Annotated in this window: 13 protein-coding genes; 6 read left to right on the forward strand and 7 right to left on the reverse strand. The window is 49.1% G+C overall.

Annotated features, from left to right (window positions below):
• Positions 1 to 310: 310 nt before the first annotated feature.
• Entirely contained in the window at positions 311 to 1,339 is a 1,029-nt protein-coding gene (locus NT073_RS22145; protein ID WP_297377795.1) for a glycosyltransferase family 9 protein, read from the reverse strand.
• A gap of 28 nt (positions 1,340 to 1,367) precedes the next feature.
• Here NT073_RS22145 and NT073_RS22150 point away from each other — a divergent pair, with 28 nt between their 5' ends.
• Positions 1,368 to 2,603 (forward strand): pitrilysin family protein, encoded by a 1,236-nt coding sequence (locus NT073_RS22150; RefSeq protein WP_297377797.1) that lies wholly within the window; start codon positions 1,368 to 1,370, stop codon positions 2,601 to 2,603.
• An 8-nt stretch (positions 2,604 to 2,611) separates the two neighbouring features.
• Positions 2,612 to 2,938, forward strand: a complete 327-nt coding sequence (locus tag NT073_RS22155) for a nucleotide pyrophosphohydrolase (protein ID WP_297377799.1) — start codon at positions 2,612 to 2,614, stop codon at positions 2,936 to 2,938.
• Positions 2,939 to 3,049: 111 nt separating this feature from the next.
• On the opposite strand, the gene NT073_RS22160 is transcribed toward NT073_RS22155, so the two are convergent.
• From NT073_RS22160 to bshA, 3 genes are all read right to left on the reverse strand, one after another.
• On the reverse strand, positions 3,050 to 3,697 hold the full coding sequence (locus NT073_RS22160; RefSeq protein WP_297377800.1) for a sterol desaturase family protein: 648 nt from the start codon (positions 3,695 to 3,697) through the stop codon (positions 3,050 to 3,052).
• A 95-nt stretch (positions 3,698 to 3,792) separates the two neighbouring features.
• A complete protein-coding gene (locus NT073_RS22165) occupies positions 3,793 to 5,130 on the reverse strand; it encodes an NAD(P)/FAD-dependent oxidoreductase (protein ID WP_297377801.1) in 1,338 nt (445 codons plus the stop codon).
• 126 nt (positions 5,131 to 5,256) lie between these two features.
• The gene (gene bshA / locus NT073_RS22170) at positions 5,257 to 6,396 is read right to left on the reverse strand and encodes an N-acetyl-alpha-D-glucosaminyl L-malate synthase BshA (RefSeq protein ID WP_297377802.1); all 1,140 of its coding nucleotides are present in this window, start codon (positions 6,394 to 6,396) and stop codon (positions 5,257 to 5,259) included.
• Between the two features lie 168 nt (positions 6,397 to 6,564).
• On the opposite strand from bshA, the gene NT073_RS22175 reads away from it, so the two are divergent.
• The 3 genes from NT073_RS22175 to NT073_RS22185 all read left to right on the forward strand — a co-directional run bounded on the left by NT073_RS22175 (position 6,565) and on the right by NT073_RS22185 (position 8,803).
• Positions 6,565 to 7,440, forward strand: a complete 876-nt coding sequence (locus NT073_RS22175) for a geranylgeranylglycerol-phosphate geranylgeranyltransferase (protein WP_297378369.1) — start codon at positions 6,565 to 6,567, stop codon at positions 7,438 to 7,440.
• Between the two features lie 159 nt (positions 7,441 to 7,599).
• Positions 7,600 to 8,253: a hypothetical protein gene (locus NT073_RS22180; RefSeq protein ID WP_297377803.1), complete on the forward strand. Its 654-nt coding sequence runs from the start codon at positions 7,600 to 7,602 to the stop codon at positions 8,251 to 8,253.
• 169 nt (positions 8,254 to 8,422) lie between these two features.
• Entirely contained in the window at positions 8,423 to 8,803 is a 381-nt protein-coding gene (locus NT073_RS22185) for a MerC domain-containing protein (protein WP_297377805.1), read from the forward strand.
• Positions 8,804 to 8,880: 77 nt separating this feature from the next.
• Here the strand turns inward: NT073_RS22185 and NT073_RS22190 are convergent, their stop codons facing one another.
• Entirely contained in the window at positions 8,881 to 10,257 is a 1,377-nt protein-coding gene (locus NT073_RS22190; RefSeq protein WP_297377807.1) for a Gfo/Idh/MocA family oxidoreductase, read from the reverse strand.
• A gap of 300 nt (positions 10,258 to 10,557) precedes the next feature.
• Here NT073_RS22190 and NT073_RS22195 point away from each other — a divergent pair, with 300 nt between their 5' ends.
• Complete coding sequence (locus tag NT073_RS22195) at positions 10,558 to 12,567, forward strand: T9SS type A sorting domain-containing protein (RefSeq protein WP_297377809.1); 2,010 nt, start codon at positions 10,558 to 10,560, stop codon at positions 12,565 to 12,567.
• A 42-nt stretch (positions 12,568 to 12,609) separates the two neighbouring features.
• Here the strand turns inward: NT073_RS22195 and NT073_RS22200 are convergent, their stop codons facing one another.
• Complete coding sequence (locus tag NT073_RS22200) at positions 12,610 to 13,716, reverse strand: cytochrome c peroxidase (protein ID WP_297377811.1); 1,107 nt, start codon at positions 13,714 to 13,716, stop codon at positions 12,610 to 12,612.
• Entirely contained in the window at positions 13,713 to 14,507 is a 795-nt protein-coding gene (locus NT073_RS22205; RefSeq protein ID WP_297377813.1) for an MbnP family protein, read from the reverse strand. Before NT073_RS22205 ends, NT073_RS22200 begins: the two co-directional genes overlap by 4 nt.
• Positions 14,508 to 14,615: the final 108 nt, after the last annotated feature.

Genomic DNA, 14,615 nt, shown 5'->3' on the forward strand with positions numbered 1-14,615 from the left:
ATAGATGAGTTAAGAATAGAACGTTGACGTGTCAATGGCCCACACACTCAGATATATAAGTCGAAATCTACCGAGTTTCATGTGCAAACCGTCCCGACAGACCAAATATATAGCATTACGAATCCACTGTCAAATATTATTCTGCAATAAATCCATTTATACTCTACATAATTCCAATAAAACAATATTATCCAAATAAAATATAAATACAGAACCTTCTTTGGGCTATTCCTGGCTAAGTAGACGCAGAAAAGCCTGACCTGTAGTGAAATCACTGTAGATCAGGCAGTAGCGTTAAATAGTTTGGAGTTTATATATTCAGGCTTGAGAGGTCGTCAAGGCGAATGCCCCAGGCGCACGCAAAATGACCCAGCGGACAGCGCGAACGACCGTGCAGATTGCAGGGTTTGCAATCCAGTTCCTCGGGCGTTTGTACCACGCGCGACACATCGGCCAACGGGCCATACCCAAACTCAGGTACCGTTGAACAGAAGATGGCGGTTGTTGGCGCATTCATGGCCGAACACAAATGTAGTGGGGCTGAATCATTAACGTAATTCATAACCGCCTGCTGCTGCAATGCAGCCGATTGCAGTAAACTGAGCTTCCCGGCCAGACTCACAACGTTTTTCCTCGGTTCGGTCTGCGACCGGATTGCCTCGCAGGCCGACGCGTCAGTTGGGGCTCCCAGCAAATAAACGGTAATCGTTTCGGGAAGTGATTGAATTAATTCGGTCCATCGCTTAACCGGATACTGTTTGGTAAACCAGACCGACATAGGTGCGATGCAGATGTACGGCTGATGCTGGTAAGGCTTTATGGCCTGATAATCGGCTTGGGAAGGATAGAGTTTTGGCCGGCGCACGAACCCGCCCCTTACGCCCAACGCGCGCAACAGGCCCGCATTTCGGTCTACCTCGTGCACACCGGGCTCAAAGCGGTGCTCGACCTGATGCGTATAAAAGCGCGACAAAGGGTTTTTATCGAATCCAATCGTCATCTCAGCATTTGAGAGTACGGTAAGCATACCCGTTGTCGAATACCGTTGCAAATTAAATACAGCGGTATACTGACGGCTACGGATAATGCCCAGTAGCTGCCACAGGTTTTTATATTTGGCAAACGGCCCTCCAGTTCCCTTTTTATCCCAAACAAGCACTTCGTTCAGGAAGGGGTGATTGGCCAGTAAACCCTCATTACCTTTGCGAACGAAAATATCCAGTACCGCCGTGGGGTAGGCCTCGTGCAGTTGTTCGAGCATGGCCGTAGCCAGAATCACATCACCGATGAAAGCGGTTTGGATAATCAGGAACCGGGGCGGATTAGTAGCGGTTATCATTAGTACGCTCAATGCGTAAAAGCTAAGAATGGAAGATTACGAAGTATACACATTGCCTAACGGAATTCGGATTGCGCATAAACAGATGCCACATACACAGATTGCTCACTGTGGTATTATGCTCGACATCGGCAGCCGCGACGAACAACCTCAACAGCAGGGGCTGGCCCATTTCTGGGAGCATATGGCCTTCAAAGGTACGGAGAAACGAAAATCCTACCACATTATAACGCGTTTAGAAAACATCGGGGGCGAGTTAAACGCCTACACAACGAAAGAAAAGGTGTGTTTTCATGCCTCGGTTCTCGATGCTCACTTTGAGAAAGCAACCGAATTACTTGCCGACATTACGTTTCATTCGATCTTCCCCGAAAAACAAATTGAGCGCGAACGGGGCGTTATTCTCGAAGAGATGGCAATGTATTACGATTCGCCCGAAGATGCTATCCAAGATGATTTCGATGAACTGGTTTTTCCAAACCATGCCCTCGGCGGCAACATTCTCGGCACTACCGAAACCGTTAGTTCGTTCCGGCGCGAAGACCTTCAGCGGTTCATTGCCGAAAATTACGACACCAACCGGATCGTGTTTGCGTCGGTCAGTAAGTTACCGTTCAAACAGGTTGTAAAAGTAGCCGAAAAATACTTTCGGGACGTACCGGCCCAGCACTCCGCCCGCCAGCGGAAAAAGCCTACGGATTATGTGCCCCGCCAAACGCGGGTAGAAAGGCCCATTACTCAGGCACAGTGCGCTATAGGACGCCCCGCTTACGGCCTGACCGACCCCCGCCGACTGCCATTTTTTATGCTCGTAAACCTCCTCGGCGGTCCGGGAATGAACTCCCGGCTTAACTTGAATCTGCGCGAAAAATATGGCCTTGTCTATTCCATCGATGCCAGTTACACGCCCTATCTGGATACCGGGTTTCTGGGAATTTATTTCGGCACCGATCCTAAAAAGGTGGAAAAGGCACAATCGCTGATTGGTAAAGAGCTAAAACGACTGCGCGAACAACCTTTAACGACCCTGCAACTGCACCAGACGAAAGAGCAGTTGATCGGGCAGTTGGCCATGGCCGAAGAAAGCAACAACAGCTTTATGCTTATGATGGCCAAAAGCCTACTCGATATTGACCGCGTAGAAGCGCTGAATGATATTTTCAACGACATCAAATCCGTAACCGCCGGGCACCTGCAATCACTGGCGCAGGAGATTTTCGACGAGAATCAGTTCAGTTCACTCACCTTTATACCGGAAAAGTAATTGTTGCCATGACTATCAAGGACGCCCAAACCACCGTTGACGAATGGATAAAAACCGTTGGTGTTCGCTACTTCAACGAGCTGACCAATATGGCCCAGCTAACCGAAGAAGTTGGCGAAGTAGCGCGCATCATAGCCCGTCGGTACGGCGAGCAATCCGAGAAAGAATCGGACAAAAACAAGGACCTCGGCGATGAACTTGCCGATGTATTGTGGGTACTTATCTGCCTCGCTAATCAAACCGGCGTCGACCTGACCGAAGCTTTTCAGAAAAACCTCGACAAGAAAAACATAAGGGATGCCACGAGGCATCTGGATAATGAGAAGTTGAAGTAATCTGTACCCACGGGCCGGGCCGCGTTCGGCTTCAGCCCGTGGGTACGTGGGTACATAAAAAATCCCCTGAGGGCGTACCTCAGGGGATTTTTTATTGAGCTGTTATCCGAATTATTTCTGGAACGAACCGAACACATAATCCCAGAATGGTGACGATACACCGTAGTTGCTTTCTGGATTCTTGTAATGGTGTACGCTGTGATTTATCCATAGCACCTTGAAGAAATTTTTGGGAGGTGCATAGGCGTGAACGATGAAGTGGACCGCCAGATAACCCGAATAGCCGACCAGGAAACCGGGGAAAAATGCATAAGCCGCTTCACCCATCAACAGAAAGAACAAGCCAAAGAAGCCGCCAGCTACAAAAATGGCTAGGGCTGGAGGCATAGCCAGCCGTGTCTTATCTTTTGGGTATTCGTGGTGGATACCATGAAAGGTATACTGAATTTTGGCCCGCTGGGGAGTTGATGGGGCAAGGTGGTACAAATACCGGTGCAGAACGTATTCAAACAGGGAGAACACCAGCAATCCGGTAACGAACAGAGTAGCAATCATGCTGGTACCCATGTCGGTGTAAGTAAAGGCGTACCAACCCAAAAACGCCGACAAAATAAGCCACATCGAGATCGGGACCATGATGTGCGTCCGCGAAAGGGCTTCTAGAATTGGATTGTCGAATAGCTTTTTACTACCGCTATTTTTAGGCCGTGTTTTTCCATGACCGGCCATGGTTTGCAGCTTTTCAGTAGTTGATTCCATAGAGAAAGAACATTAACAAAGAGTAATACTGGCACAAAAATAAAACGAAATCGACTTTGTTGGACAAGATAGTAAACCAATTTTACTATCACGATCTATGTTTTACTGACCTCTAGCTGATCGGATAGCTTTTCCTGCATGGCAGCCATATTGCCTTTAGGCATCTTCTGACGAATGATAAGTCGCAAGGAGTTATTGTAAGTCAGGTAGTTAAACATCCAGTTCAAAAAGATAGCCAGTCGATTTTTAACACCAACGATCGACATTAGATGAACAAATAACCACGTTATCCACGCAAAGAATCCCTGAAACTTCAAAAAAGGCAAATCGACTACGGCTAAGCCCCGACCAATAGTGGCCATAGTGCCCAAATCGCGGTATGTAAACTCAACAGGTGGCTCATTTTTAGCCCAGCGAATCATATTTTTTGCCAGGTGCCTGCCCTGCTGAATGGCGGGCTGCGCGATTTGCGGATGACCGTTGGGCCATTTATCTTCCGCCATGAGTGCCACATCGCCAATGGCAAAAATATCAGTAAATCCCTGCACCTGATTATAACGATTCACAAGAATCCGGCCACCGCGCCCAAGCACTTCAGGCGGTAAACCGGCCAATGGGTTAGCCTTCACGCCAGCCGCCCAGATCAGGTTATTTGTTCGCAACGTAGTGCCATCATTCATGGTGACCACCCGCCCATCGAAATCCTTGACCCGCGTGTTGAGCCGAACATTTACCCCAAGCTTCTGCAAGTAATCGAGCGAATGCTGCTGCGACTGCACCGACATTGGCCCCAGCAGCTCCCCCCCTGACTCGATGAGGAATATATCCATCATCTTGAAATCCAGTTCGGGATAATCGCTTGGCAGTACCGTTTTGCGCATCTCGGCCAGAGTACCGCACAGTTCAACGCCCGTTGGCCCACCCCCTACCACCACCACATCCATTAGCCCTTCCCGCTCATCGAGGGTTTCTACGCTTAGGGCATCTTCGAAGTTTTGCAGCATCCGGTTGCGCAAAGCAATGGCTTCGGCTACCGACTTCATGGGCAGGGCTTTCTCGATAATGTTCTGCTGGTTGAAGAAGTTGGTATCGGCACCAGTGGCCATCACAAGGTAATCATAGGTAACGGGACCCAATTCGGTATCTACAGTTTTATCGGCTGGTCGAACGCTCGTAACGTTTGTCACCCGGATATGCACGTTCTTACAATCGCCAAACACCGCCCGTAGTGGAAACAGAATAGAGTTAGCTTCCAGACCGGCGGTTGCTACCTGATAGTAAAGTGGCTGAAACTCATGGTAGTTCTGCCGGTTCAGTAAGACCACCTGAAACTCTTTCCGGCGCGACAGGTAGCGGGCCAGCTTCAGGCCGCCGAAGCCAGCACCAACAATAACAATACGCTTGCGATCGGTTTGCGGTATGTTTGGATTCATTCAGAGGTACGATTTACACCAGGCCGTTGACAGTGGGCCGTAGAGCATGGTTTAATTCCGGTCAGATGCCTTCATCGGGAGGGCCTACAGAAAAACTGATTAACAGACGCCGATGTTTAAATTAGTTCAGGAAACAAAAGGCTGGGTAGTCTGCAAGACCCGCTCATAATGAGCTTCATAAAGCGGCAGAATACGCGACAATTCGAATTCTTTGGCGCGTGCCAGCGCGTTTTCTTTAAAGGTTGGCAAGTTGGCATCATCCAATACGTAGAGTGCATTTTTGACCATATCAGTCACGTCGCCAACCGGGCTCAGAAAACCGGTAACGCCCTGAATATTCAACTCGGGCAACCCGCCGGCGTTTGAGGTGATTAGCGGAACTTCGCAGGCCAGCGCTTCCAGCGCAGCCAGGCCAAAGCTCTCATTTTCAGAAGGCATCACAAATAGATCGGCAACCGACAGAACTTCTTCCACGGCATCGAGTTTGCCTAGAAACCGGACTTGGTCATAAATGCCCAGATCGCGCACCAGCCGCTCAATACGAGCCCGCTCAGGACCATCGCCCACGAGCAGGAGCTTTGCAGGCGTTTGCTGCTGAATATGATAAAACATCATGACCGCATCGTCGATGCGCTTTACCCGCCTGAAGTTAGAGGTATGCACGATCAGCTTTTCGCCGTTGGGGCAGATAGCTTTTTTGAAATGTTCTTTCTGCTGCCGCTTGAACCGGCTCAGGTCGATAAAGTTGGGAATAACTTCAATTTCGCGGTGAACATTGAAATGTTTGTAGGTATCCTCCCGTAAATTCTCCGACACCGACGTTACCCCGTCCGACTCATTGATGCTGAACGTAACAACCGGTTCGTAAGACGCATCTTTACCCACCAGCGTAATGTCTGTACCGTGCAGGGTTGTTACAACGGGCACGTTACGCCCCTGCGAACGCAGGATCATTTTTGCCATATAGGCCGCCGAAGCGTGCGGAATAGCGTAGTGAACGTGCAGTAAATCGACGTTTTCGTTCGTAACAACGTTGACCATCTCACTGGCTAATGCCGACTCATAGGGGGCGTACTGAAACAGCGGATACGATGGTATATTTACTTCATGGTAAAAAACGTTTTCATTGAAGAAATCGAGCCGGGGTGGTTGCTGATAAGTAATGAAGTGAATCTGGTGGCCATTTTTGGCCAACCCTTTGCCAAGTTCAGTAGCGACAACACCACTGCCCCCAAAGGTTGGGTAGCACACGATACCAATTTTCATGCGTGAGAGAACGAGTTTGTCTGTCAACAACAAACAAGAGCAAAAAGAATCCCTAAAGGAAGAAAGACACAGGGAAGGCGTAATTTTTAATTCTGTTTCTCGATCTCTACTCACTTGAGTACCTTTCTTCCTGCGCTCAAAATCCCTATTTTTGGTAAAAATTCAGTTATGGTGGCCCGCCAGTCCATTCCTTTCTCAGCATTTGCATCCGGCTTTCTGCGACTCATACGGGTACAGAATCTGCTGATTGTTGTGTTGACGCAATTTCTGGCGCGCGTGTTTCTGGTTGGTCCAAAGACCGAGATCATCAACTGCCTCACCGACCCTACGCTCTGGCTTCTGTCGTTATCGACCGTTTGCATTGCAGCCGCCGGGTACATCATCAATGATTACTTCGACATTAAAATCGACCTGATCAATAAACCGGAACGGGTTGTAATCGGGCGTTATCTGAAACGGCGTGTGGCTATGGGCGTACACCAGTTTCTTAATATTGTGGGGTGCTTAATAGGCCTCTATTTGAGCAAATGGGTATTTGTGGCCGATGTTGTGTCCGTATCGCTGCTGTGGTTTTACTCGGCCCAGTTCAAGCGTCAGCCAGCCATTGGTAACATTGTCATTTCGCTCCTTACTGCCCTTTCCCTCATTATTCTGGCCGTTTATTACCGGCAGAATACGGGTATCATTCTTATTTACGCGCTGTTTTCCTTTGGTATTTCCTTCATTCGTGAGATCATTAAAGATATGCAGGATATTCGGGGCGATGCTCGTTTCGGTTGCCGTACGCTACCCATTGTCTGGGGCCTCCGCCGAACAAAATACCTGCTTTACACCTTGATCGGTGCTTTTCTGATAAGCCTTTTCGTTATTACCAACTCTCTGGATAACGCAAGACTTACGTTTATTTTCGCTCTGCTGCTCCTGCCTATAACCTGGATGACCTACCGGCTTATTATAGCCGACACCCGGCGCGATTTCGGGTACCTCAGCAACCTCTGCAAATTAATTATGCTCATGGGCGTCATCAGCATGATATGGGCGTAAGGGCAGGGCGTAAGATGTATTGATACATCCCGTTTCCGTTCAATCAAAGCTTTGGCCTTCAACTCATCTGACAGGTTACCTTTGGTTTCTACAAACTAGCTTCATCTATACATGAAAACACTCATCTTTTCTTTGCTTTTTGCCATTGTTCCATTTACAATGAGTCAAGCTCAAACTTGCCTGGGCATGACGTTTAAAACGGGCACCAATTTCGAAATAAGTCAATTTAGCGCCAAAGAGAAACCCATGGGTAAAATCACGTATCAGGTCAAAGATGTCCGCAAAGAAGGCAGTTCGACTGTTATGGATATTACCGCACAGTTTCAGGACGAGAAAGGCAATCAACGGCCACCTTACCTTATTCACTACACCTGCACGGGCAATGAACTGGTAGCCGATATGTCAGGAATGATGCAGGCTATGCAAAACGGGGGCATGAAAGACATGGAAATGAAATTAAAAACCAATAAGCTGATTTATCCCGGAAAATTGAGTGTTGGGCAGAAATTAAATGATGGTCAGATGGAGGTTGAGATGAGTTCGAATGGCTCTACAATGATGAATATGAATATGGTCATGGCGAATCGACAGGTAGAAAGCAAAGACCCGATTACTACGCCCATTGGCACATTTGACGCATTTAAAGTGTCGTCTGATGTTAATTTCGAAAACAGAGTGATGGGTATACCCGTTCGAAGTACCATGCGAGTTGTAAGCTACCGAACTGATAATCAACTATTCGATATCAGATCGGAAACATACAATAAAAATGGAAAGCTGATGGGTTACTCACTGCTCACCAAAGCGAATTGACGGATGCTTACCTGCTCTTATCCCGTTCAAAGCAGTGTAATACGAACACAATTTTTACAGTGTATATTGAAAAGAGCAGATAGCAAGCTCACTTTACGCAACTTTGTTGCAACAAAGTGAGTTAAGGAGACGTACGTTTGCCTAAAGCATCGTATTTTTGTGCGTGCTCATGAAAACAGAAAGTATCTCCCGCAAAGCTGACTATATCGGCATTACTGGCTCCGTGCTGTGCATTATTCACTGCCTGATTACGCCCGTATTATTGCTGACGAGTTCATTTTTTCAGAACTCAGCGCTTCGTGTTGGTTACCTGAGTCTCGATTATGTGTTTATCGGCGTGAACATCATTGCGGTTTATTTCGCCACTCGTCATTACGCTCCCTTAGCTATTAAGCGTAGCCTTTGGTGCTTCCTGCTCCTATTTGCCGTTGCCCTGCTTCTGGAAGACACCGACCCCATTTTTGAGTACATTGCCTACATTGCCTCAGCTGGTTTAGTTATTACCCATCTGCTCAATATCCGGCAACATCGGATAAGTCATACGCATTAAGTGACTAGCAATCAGCAATGGGGGCATAGTTGAAGCCGGTTGCCCAACGGCAACCGAACGACTGACATGACCAGAACCTAATCAAGTTGCGGCTCCGGCCCCCGAAAAGGATCAATCTTGGTAATTAACGGTAAAGAAACCGGCTTACCCGTCTGCGCCGACTGATAGATCGCTTCCATGATTCGATGATCCTGAAGCCCTTCTTCGCCGGGTGTAAACGGCTGCTTGTTTTGCTGAACACAATCGGAGAAGTGGTCCATTTCAGTGGCAAACTGATCTTTTTCCATTAAACTGATCTGATCCCTATGTTCTGTCTGTCCTTCTGCATACGACCGCTGCAACTCCAGGCCATTGTAAGCAAAGGCATTTTCCAGGTTAAGCCAACCCCGCTCGGCCAACACCCGGTAACGACGGGATTCGTGCGCGAAATAGTGCGCCCCACAGTTGGTAATGAGGCCGCTCGGAAAGCGCATCTGCCAGGACATCACCTCTTCTACTTCCCGAAATAACGGATTGTCAGGTGTACTATATTGATAAGCAAACACTTCTGTCGGCTCTTCGCCCACAATAAAACGAGCCGTATTGAGGCAGTACAAGCCAATGTCGGGTAAGGCTCCCCCGCCAGCCAGCGCCCGGATATGGCGCCAATGGTTCGGATTGGCCTCCTGTTGGGCATTGAATAACTCTATAAATTTAGCCGCTCCGTATTCCTTCTGCCGAATCTGTGCGCGGACATACCGGTTGTGAGGCTCGTATTGAATTCGGTACGCGACCATCAATTTACGCCCCGCCTTATTACAGGCGTCGATCATAGCCTGACAATCGGCCGAAGAGGTAGCCATTGGTTTCTCTGTTAGGATATGCTTACCCGCCTGCGCCCCCCGAATGGTATACTCTGCATGCATAGCGTTGGGCAGCACAATGTAAACCACCTGCACCTCAGGATTGTCCCGCAGCTGGTCGAACGTATCGTAACTATAACAGTTCTGAGGCTTAACGCCGTATTGCTGCGCTACTTTCTGAAGTTTCTGAGGACTCCCGCTCACCAGCGCCACCAGTTTGGACTTTCGGCTGCGGCCAAAAGCGGGCAGTATATTTTCGAGCGATAAATGTCCCAGACCAACAACGGCGTAGCCTACCCGCTGGTCGGGTGGTTGGGGAGACGGTGTGGGAGGTGTTTGCCGGTCTGCATCCCCCCGGATGGGTTCAAGCTTGATGGGCTCATCTACTTTGGGTGGAATAACGGCCGGGGGCGAAACGGGTTGTATATGCGGCACAGTATCTACCTGACTTATGACCGACCGCCTACCTCCTGGCTGATCGCGGCCATAACTTGTCAGCAGTCCGCCAGCCGTGCCGACAGCCAGCGCTCGCCCGGTTAGTTTAAGAAAATCCTTGCGTGATTGCGGTGGCGTGTCGGCCAATGCCTTAAGAAAGGTAGTCAGTCTGTTCATAAACGCAGAGTAGGTTCGATAAGGTTTTCCGGTTAACCCCTTGCTTATTGAATGGTTGTCAATATGTCTCTAAAAGTGAGGATGATGCCATAATTGATCTTAAACGTGCTTATGAACGACTTGCCATCTCCAGTTATAAATGACAGCTTATACTAAGCTATCAGCTAATCAGTGGGCCAATGCCTCACTCTTTTCCCCGATCTATACCGTACCGTCACTTCTTTACGAAATGTAAAAACTCTTGCTTGGCCAAGGAGTAGTGAAAAAACTAACTAGTTATTGTCTGATAAAACTGGTTTTATGAAAAAACACTACGTGTTCCAGAAGATACATTACCTGACATGTATGTATGTGTTAGGCATAGTAGTCAACCTTCAGGCCCAGTCAATCCAGCCACCCGTTTCGCAGTGGCAATACACGATCGAGCGTAGTGAACCAACCGCAACCGGTCAACCCCGGCTGGCGAAAGCAACGAATGGCGACTACGGTGTGTTGAGCGGAAACACGCTTACCCGACTGTCGTTGACCGGCAAGCCAGTATGGTCGAAACCCGTACCCGGCCTCTACGCCGACAGTTCACGAACCAGAATAGCCGCTCAGGAAACGATAGGTTTATCCGCAACGAAAGATAATGGATTTGTGATACTGGTACTGGATGTCACTAATCGGTATTACGTAACCAGGCTGGATTCGGCCGGTAATGAAACGTGGACCAGACTGGTGGCCCGCGCCAATGCAGGTCCGGCAGTTAATATAAAAGAAACAGCGTTGGCGGTTACAGCCGATGGCGGTTTACTACTGGTTGGCTCGTATACGGATGTACTGTCTTACCTGACAACAACCAAACTGAATGCGGAAGGGCTTGTTGTAAGCCAATGGCGTGTCATCTACTCGGGACCAGCACAACTGGTTACGCCGGTTATCAATCAAATTTCGACGACACCTGACAACGGGTATTTACTGGTTGGCCGGGTAAGTGGCGCGACCACCACAGATAGTCATGGACTGGCTCTACAGCTAAATGCTCAATTGAACATCATCTGGCAGAAGACGTATGCCAGCTTGTCTGCCATTCAGCGTGTTGTTGAAAATCCAGCTACTAAAGGATCTTATATAGCCGTAGGTTCCGGTCCGGGAAACAGTGGGCAGGCAATTACGCTGGCACCCGACAAACCAGACGATGGACAACTACTGGCTTCCCTACCCGGCGTTGTTTCGGTCGTTTCGCTGGTCAATGATCGGACAGGTACTATCACCATACTCGATGCAGCACCCACCAACAATGGCGACTTTCGCCTGACCAACGGACGCCTACCGACAACAGATTACTGGACGAAAAGCTACGGTGGATCGGGGGTGGACATTCCGACAGATATTCTCTCTACTGACGACGGTGGCTATCTGGTTGTGGGCACTACCAACTCAACCAATGGCGATGTTGTTGGCAAACCAACGGGTACACTGGCTACCTGGGTTCTTAAAATAGGCACCGCTCCCCAACTTACAACGCTACGCATATTGCCCCCGAGCTACAACTGCCAGACCGGTTTTATCAGCTTTCAGACCAGCGGTGGCGATGGATCACCGATCACCTACACTACGCCGGGCATTGGCCGGGCCAACACGACCGACACATTTGGTACAGTTGACGATGAGTTGCGTAACAATACGATGACCATTACCATTCAGGCAACCCAAAGCGGTCAGACGGTTTGCTATGCTGTTGATCTGGCCGCCTACTGCCAAACGAGTTCGCCAGCCACCAGCACAGCCCTAACCGACACATTAAAGCTGACTCCTCCAACCTATAACTGCCAGACGGGCGCCATCACATTCTACAGCACAGGGGGCGATGGCACACCCGTTGAATATGCCGCGACAGGTATTACAGATTGGACCAGAAACCCTAACCAGTTTGTAGAGCCTGTTTTACGCACCGCTGCCAATATTGAGCCGCTGCACCTCATGGCCCGTCAGAGCGGCAAAATCGTTATGTATGTGTTTGACCTGAAAGCCGCCTGTGGCCGGGCCAGGTCCGCTGTTGACGAGCGTACGGCAGACATACAGTTAACATTATTAGGGAACCCGGTGCGCGAAACGGCGCTGGTCGAGATTGCAGGCGCTGGCGGGCTAGCCGTTGGTTTACGCTTGATAGATGCCCGAGGTCAGCTACTTGAACAACGAACTGTTGAACAGGCCGGTCAGGTAGAGAAGCAATCGTTCGATCTTCGTCAACAGGCGGCTGGCACGTTTTTGCTTCATACGACCGTAGACGGACAAATAAAGACGCTCAAGATCGTGAAGCAATAACGCTTCTACCCTTGCTCGTATCTGCTTAACGTGTTGTGCATGCTAGTTGGCACTCAATGCCCGATTGGTTATGAATGTATCGTCCGTCAAAGTTTTCAGGAAGGCGATTACCTGTTTCTTTTCGGTATCGGTCAGAGCAATACCCAGTTGCTCACTGACTTTCAGGGCTGGGTCAAGGGTGGGGCTGTCTTTTACGCCTTTGGTGTAATGATTAAGTACCTGATCGAGTGTGGTAAATCGTCCATCATGCATATATGGAAAGGTCTTCTCTACATTTCGAAGGCTGGGCACTCTGAATTTTAACCTATCAGCTTCGTTCAGCGTGATGGTATACCGGCCTTGGTCGTTGATGGCTCCCACAGGAAGGCCATTGTTGCGGTACGTGCGGTCAGTAAACAGATCGGTAGCGTGGCAGGTCGCGCATTTCTGCTGAAATATCGTTAACCCGGCCAGCTCATCTGGATTTAAATTGCCCCCGGCTTCCTTTCTGACGTATTTATCATAGCGCGAATCAGCCGACACCATCGTCAGAAGGAACTGTGATACAGCTTTCAGAAAACGGGCCGTTGTAACGGTATCAGAGCCAAAAGCAGCTTTGAACAGGGCCGGGTACCGGGGGTTTTTCTGCACTCGGTACAGAGCTTCCGAAAATTTCAGATCCATCTCCACCGGATTCTGAATGGGCGATATGGGTAATTCGTCCAGACTGGTTACGCCCCCATCCCAGAAGAACTCGCGCCCCCAGGCCAGATTGTCCAGTCCGGGTACATTGCGTGTGCCAAATTTTCCGCCTATTCCATGACTCAATGGATGGTCAGAATGACCAAAACCCGCAAACTGCTGATGGCAGAACCCGCAGCTGATGGTTGTATCGCGCGATAAGAGCGGGTCATAAAATAACGTCTTGCCGAGCGCCACCCCTTCCACTGTTAATGGATTCTTACTCAGATCATAGACCACATCCGGAAAGTTAGCCGGTTTGCGTAGAGTTACGGGCGTTGTCTGGTATTGAATGCCGCCACCGGTTGGGGGCGGCTCAGGTGTTGGATCAACGCTTTTGCTGGATTGGCAGGCAACGGCCATCGAGAACAGTAGTACGCTGACGACCAGTCCAAGTTGCGTTGTCGATGGTATATCTCGTAGCCTCATTGATTCGTAAGGATCCTGTCGTAGCTAAACATCTGCGCGTAATTATCGGCAATATTCGTTGAGTACAGCTCAAACATAACCGACGGATTTTGGGCAATACTCAGTTTGGTCGAGCCGTTGAAAATTTTCAGCACATCCGTTTTCAAACTTACTGTCGGTATGGAACCAGACTCCACACGAGCAACAGTACCCGTGAAGGGCAAAGACAGTGTCCGTATGTTGTTTATCTTGACGTTAGCCCGCCCAAAGCCGCCTATGTGGTAAAAAAATGCGTTATTCTGAGCAGCAGGTGCTACGGTCGACGTACCTTCTATCTTCATAAAAATATAGCCCGAATTCCAGTCCCAATACATGCCGTTATTCAAGGCTGGATCAAGAACGCCTGTGCGCTTGCTAATGTCGGCCATGCTACGGGCACTATCGACCCCAACGACAAAGGTAATGCCCGTATAATTTCCGGCCGGAATGTTCGATAAAGCGATTGTCTGCGAAGCAGGTTTATCTTCCTGAATCAGAAAATAGCTGCTATCCTGCGGCACAACAAACTCACTGCCATCGTCTTTCCGAAGGCGGATATTACTGACGAAATAATTAAATTTCGTTACGGAAAACGACTCCCCGGCAGCATTCAGATAGGTACTGGTACTCAGCGTAAGGTCTGATGTACCTGCTACATTGTCGAACGCGATCCGCATCCGGCCTGTTGGGGTCACTTCTGTTTCATGGCAGGAAAAGACGGTCAAACCCACAACGATGGTGACCAATAGGCTAGCAGTAATCGTCCCTTTCATAGCGTATGTGCGTATGCTGCCCATTCGACAATTGACAGGTCATACGCGTAACTAACGAAATCATTCCCGAAATCATACAGAAATGAGGATTAAATATACCTTAGCTAT

The sequence above is a fragment of the Spirosoma sp. genome (assembly GCF_026391055.1).
Taxonomy (GTDB): Bacteria; Bacteroidota; Bacteroidia; order Cytophagales; family Spirosomataceae; genus Spirosoma.

Coding starts and splice junctions, on each gene's coding strand:
- NT073_RS22145 (WP_297377795.1), bottom strand. CDS start 1,339: ATGATAACCGCTACTAATCCGCCCCGGTTCCTGATTATCCAAACCGCT.
- NT073_RS22150 (WP_297377797.1), top strand. CDS start 1,368: ATGGAAGATTACGAAGTATACACATTGCCTAACGGAATTCGGATTGCG.
- NT073_RS22155 (WP_297377799.1), top strand. CDS start 2,612: ATGACTATCAAGGACGCCCAAACCACCGTTGACGAATGGATAAAAACC.
- NT073_RS22160 (WP_297377800.1), bottom strand. CDS start 3,697: ATGGAATCAACTACTGAAAAGCTGCAAACCATGGCCGGTCATGGAAAA.
- NT073_RS22165 (WP_297377801.1), bottom strand. CDS start 5,130: ATGAATCCAAACATACCGCAAACCGATCGCAAGCGTATTGTTATTGTT.
- bshA (WP_297377802.1), bottom strand. CDS start 6,396: ATGAAAATTGGTATCGTGTGCTACCCAACCTTTGGGGGCAGTGGTGTT.
- NT073_RS22175 (WP_297378369.1), top strand. CDS start 6,565: ATGGTGGCCCGCCAGTCCATTCCTTTCTCAGCATTTGCATCCGGCTTT.
- NT073_RS22180 (WP_297377803.1), top strand. CDS start 7,600: ATGAGTCAAGCTCAAACTTGCCTGGGCATGACGTTTAAAACGGGCACC.
- NT073_RS22185 (WP_297377805.1), top strand. CDS start 8,423: ATGAAAACAGAAAGTATCTCCCGCAAAGCTGACTATATCGGCATTACT.
- NT073_RS22190 (WP_297377807.1), bottom strand. CDS start 10,257: ATGAACAGACTGACTACCTTTCTTAAGGCATTGGCCGACACGCCACCG.
- NT073_RS22195 (WP_297377809.1), top strand. CDS start 10,558: ATGAAAAAACACTACGTGTTCCAGAAGATACATTACCTGACATGTATG.
- NT073_RS22200 (WP_297377811.1), bottom strand. CDS start 13,716: ATGAGGCTACGAGATATACCATCGACAACGCAACTTGGACTGGTCGTC.
- NT073_RS22205 (WP_297377813.1), bottom strand. CDS start 14,507: ATGAAAGGGACGATTACTGCTAGCCTATTGGTCACCATCGTTGTGGGT.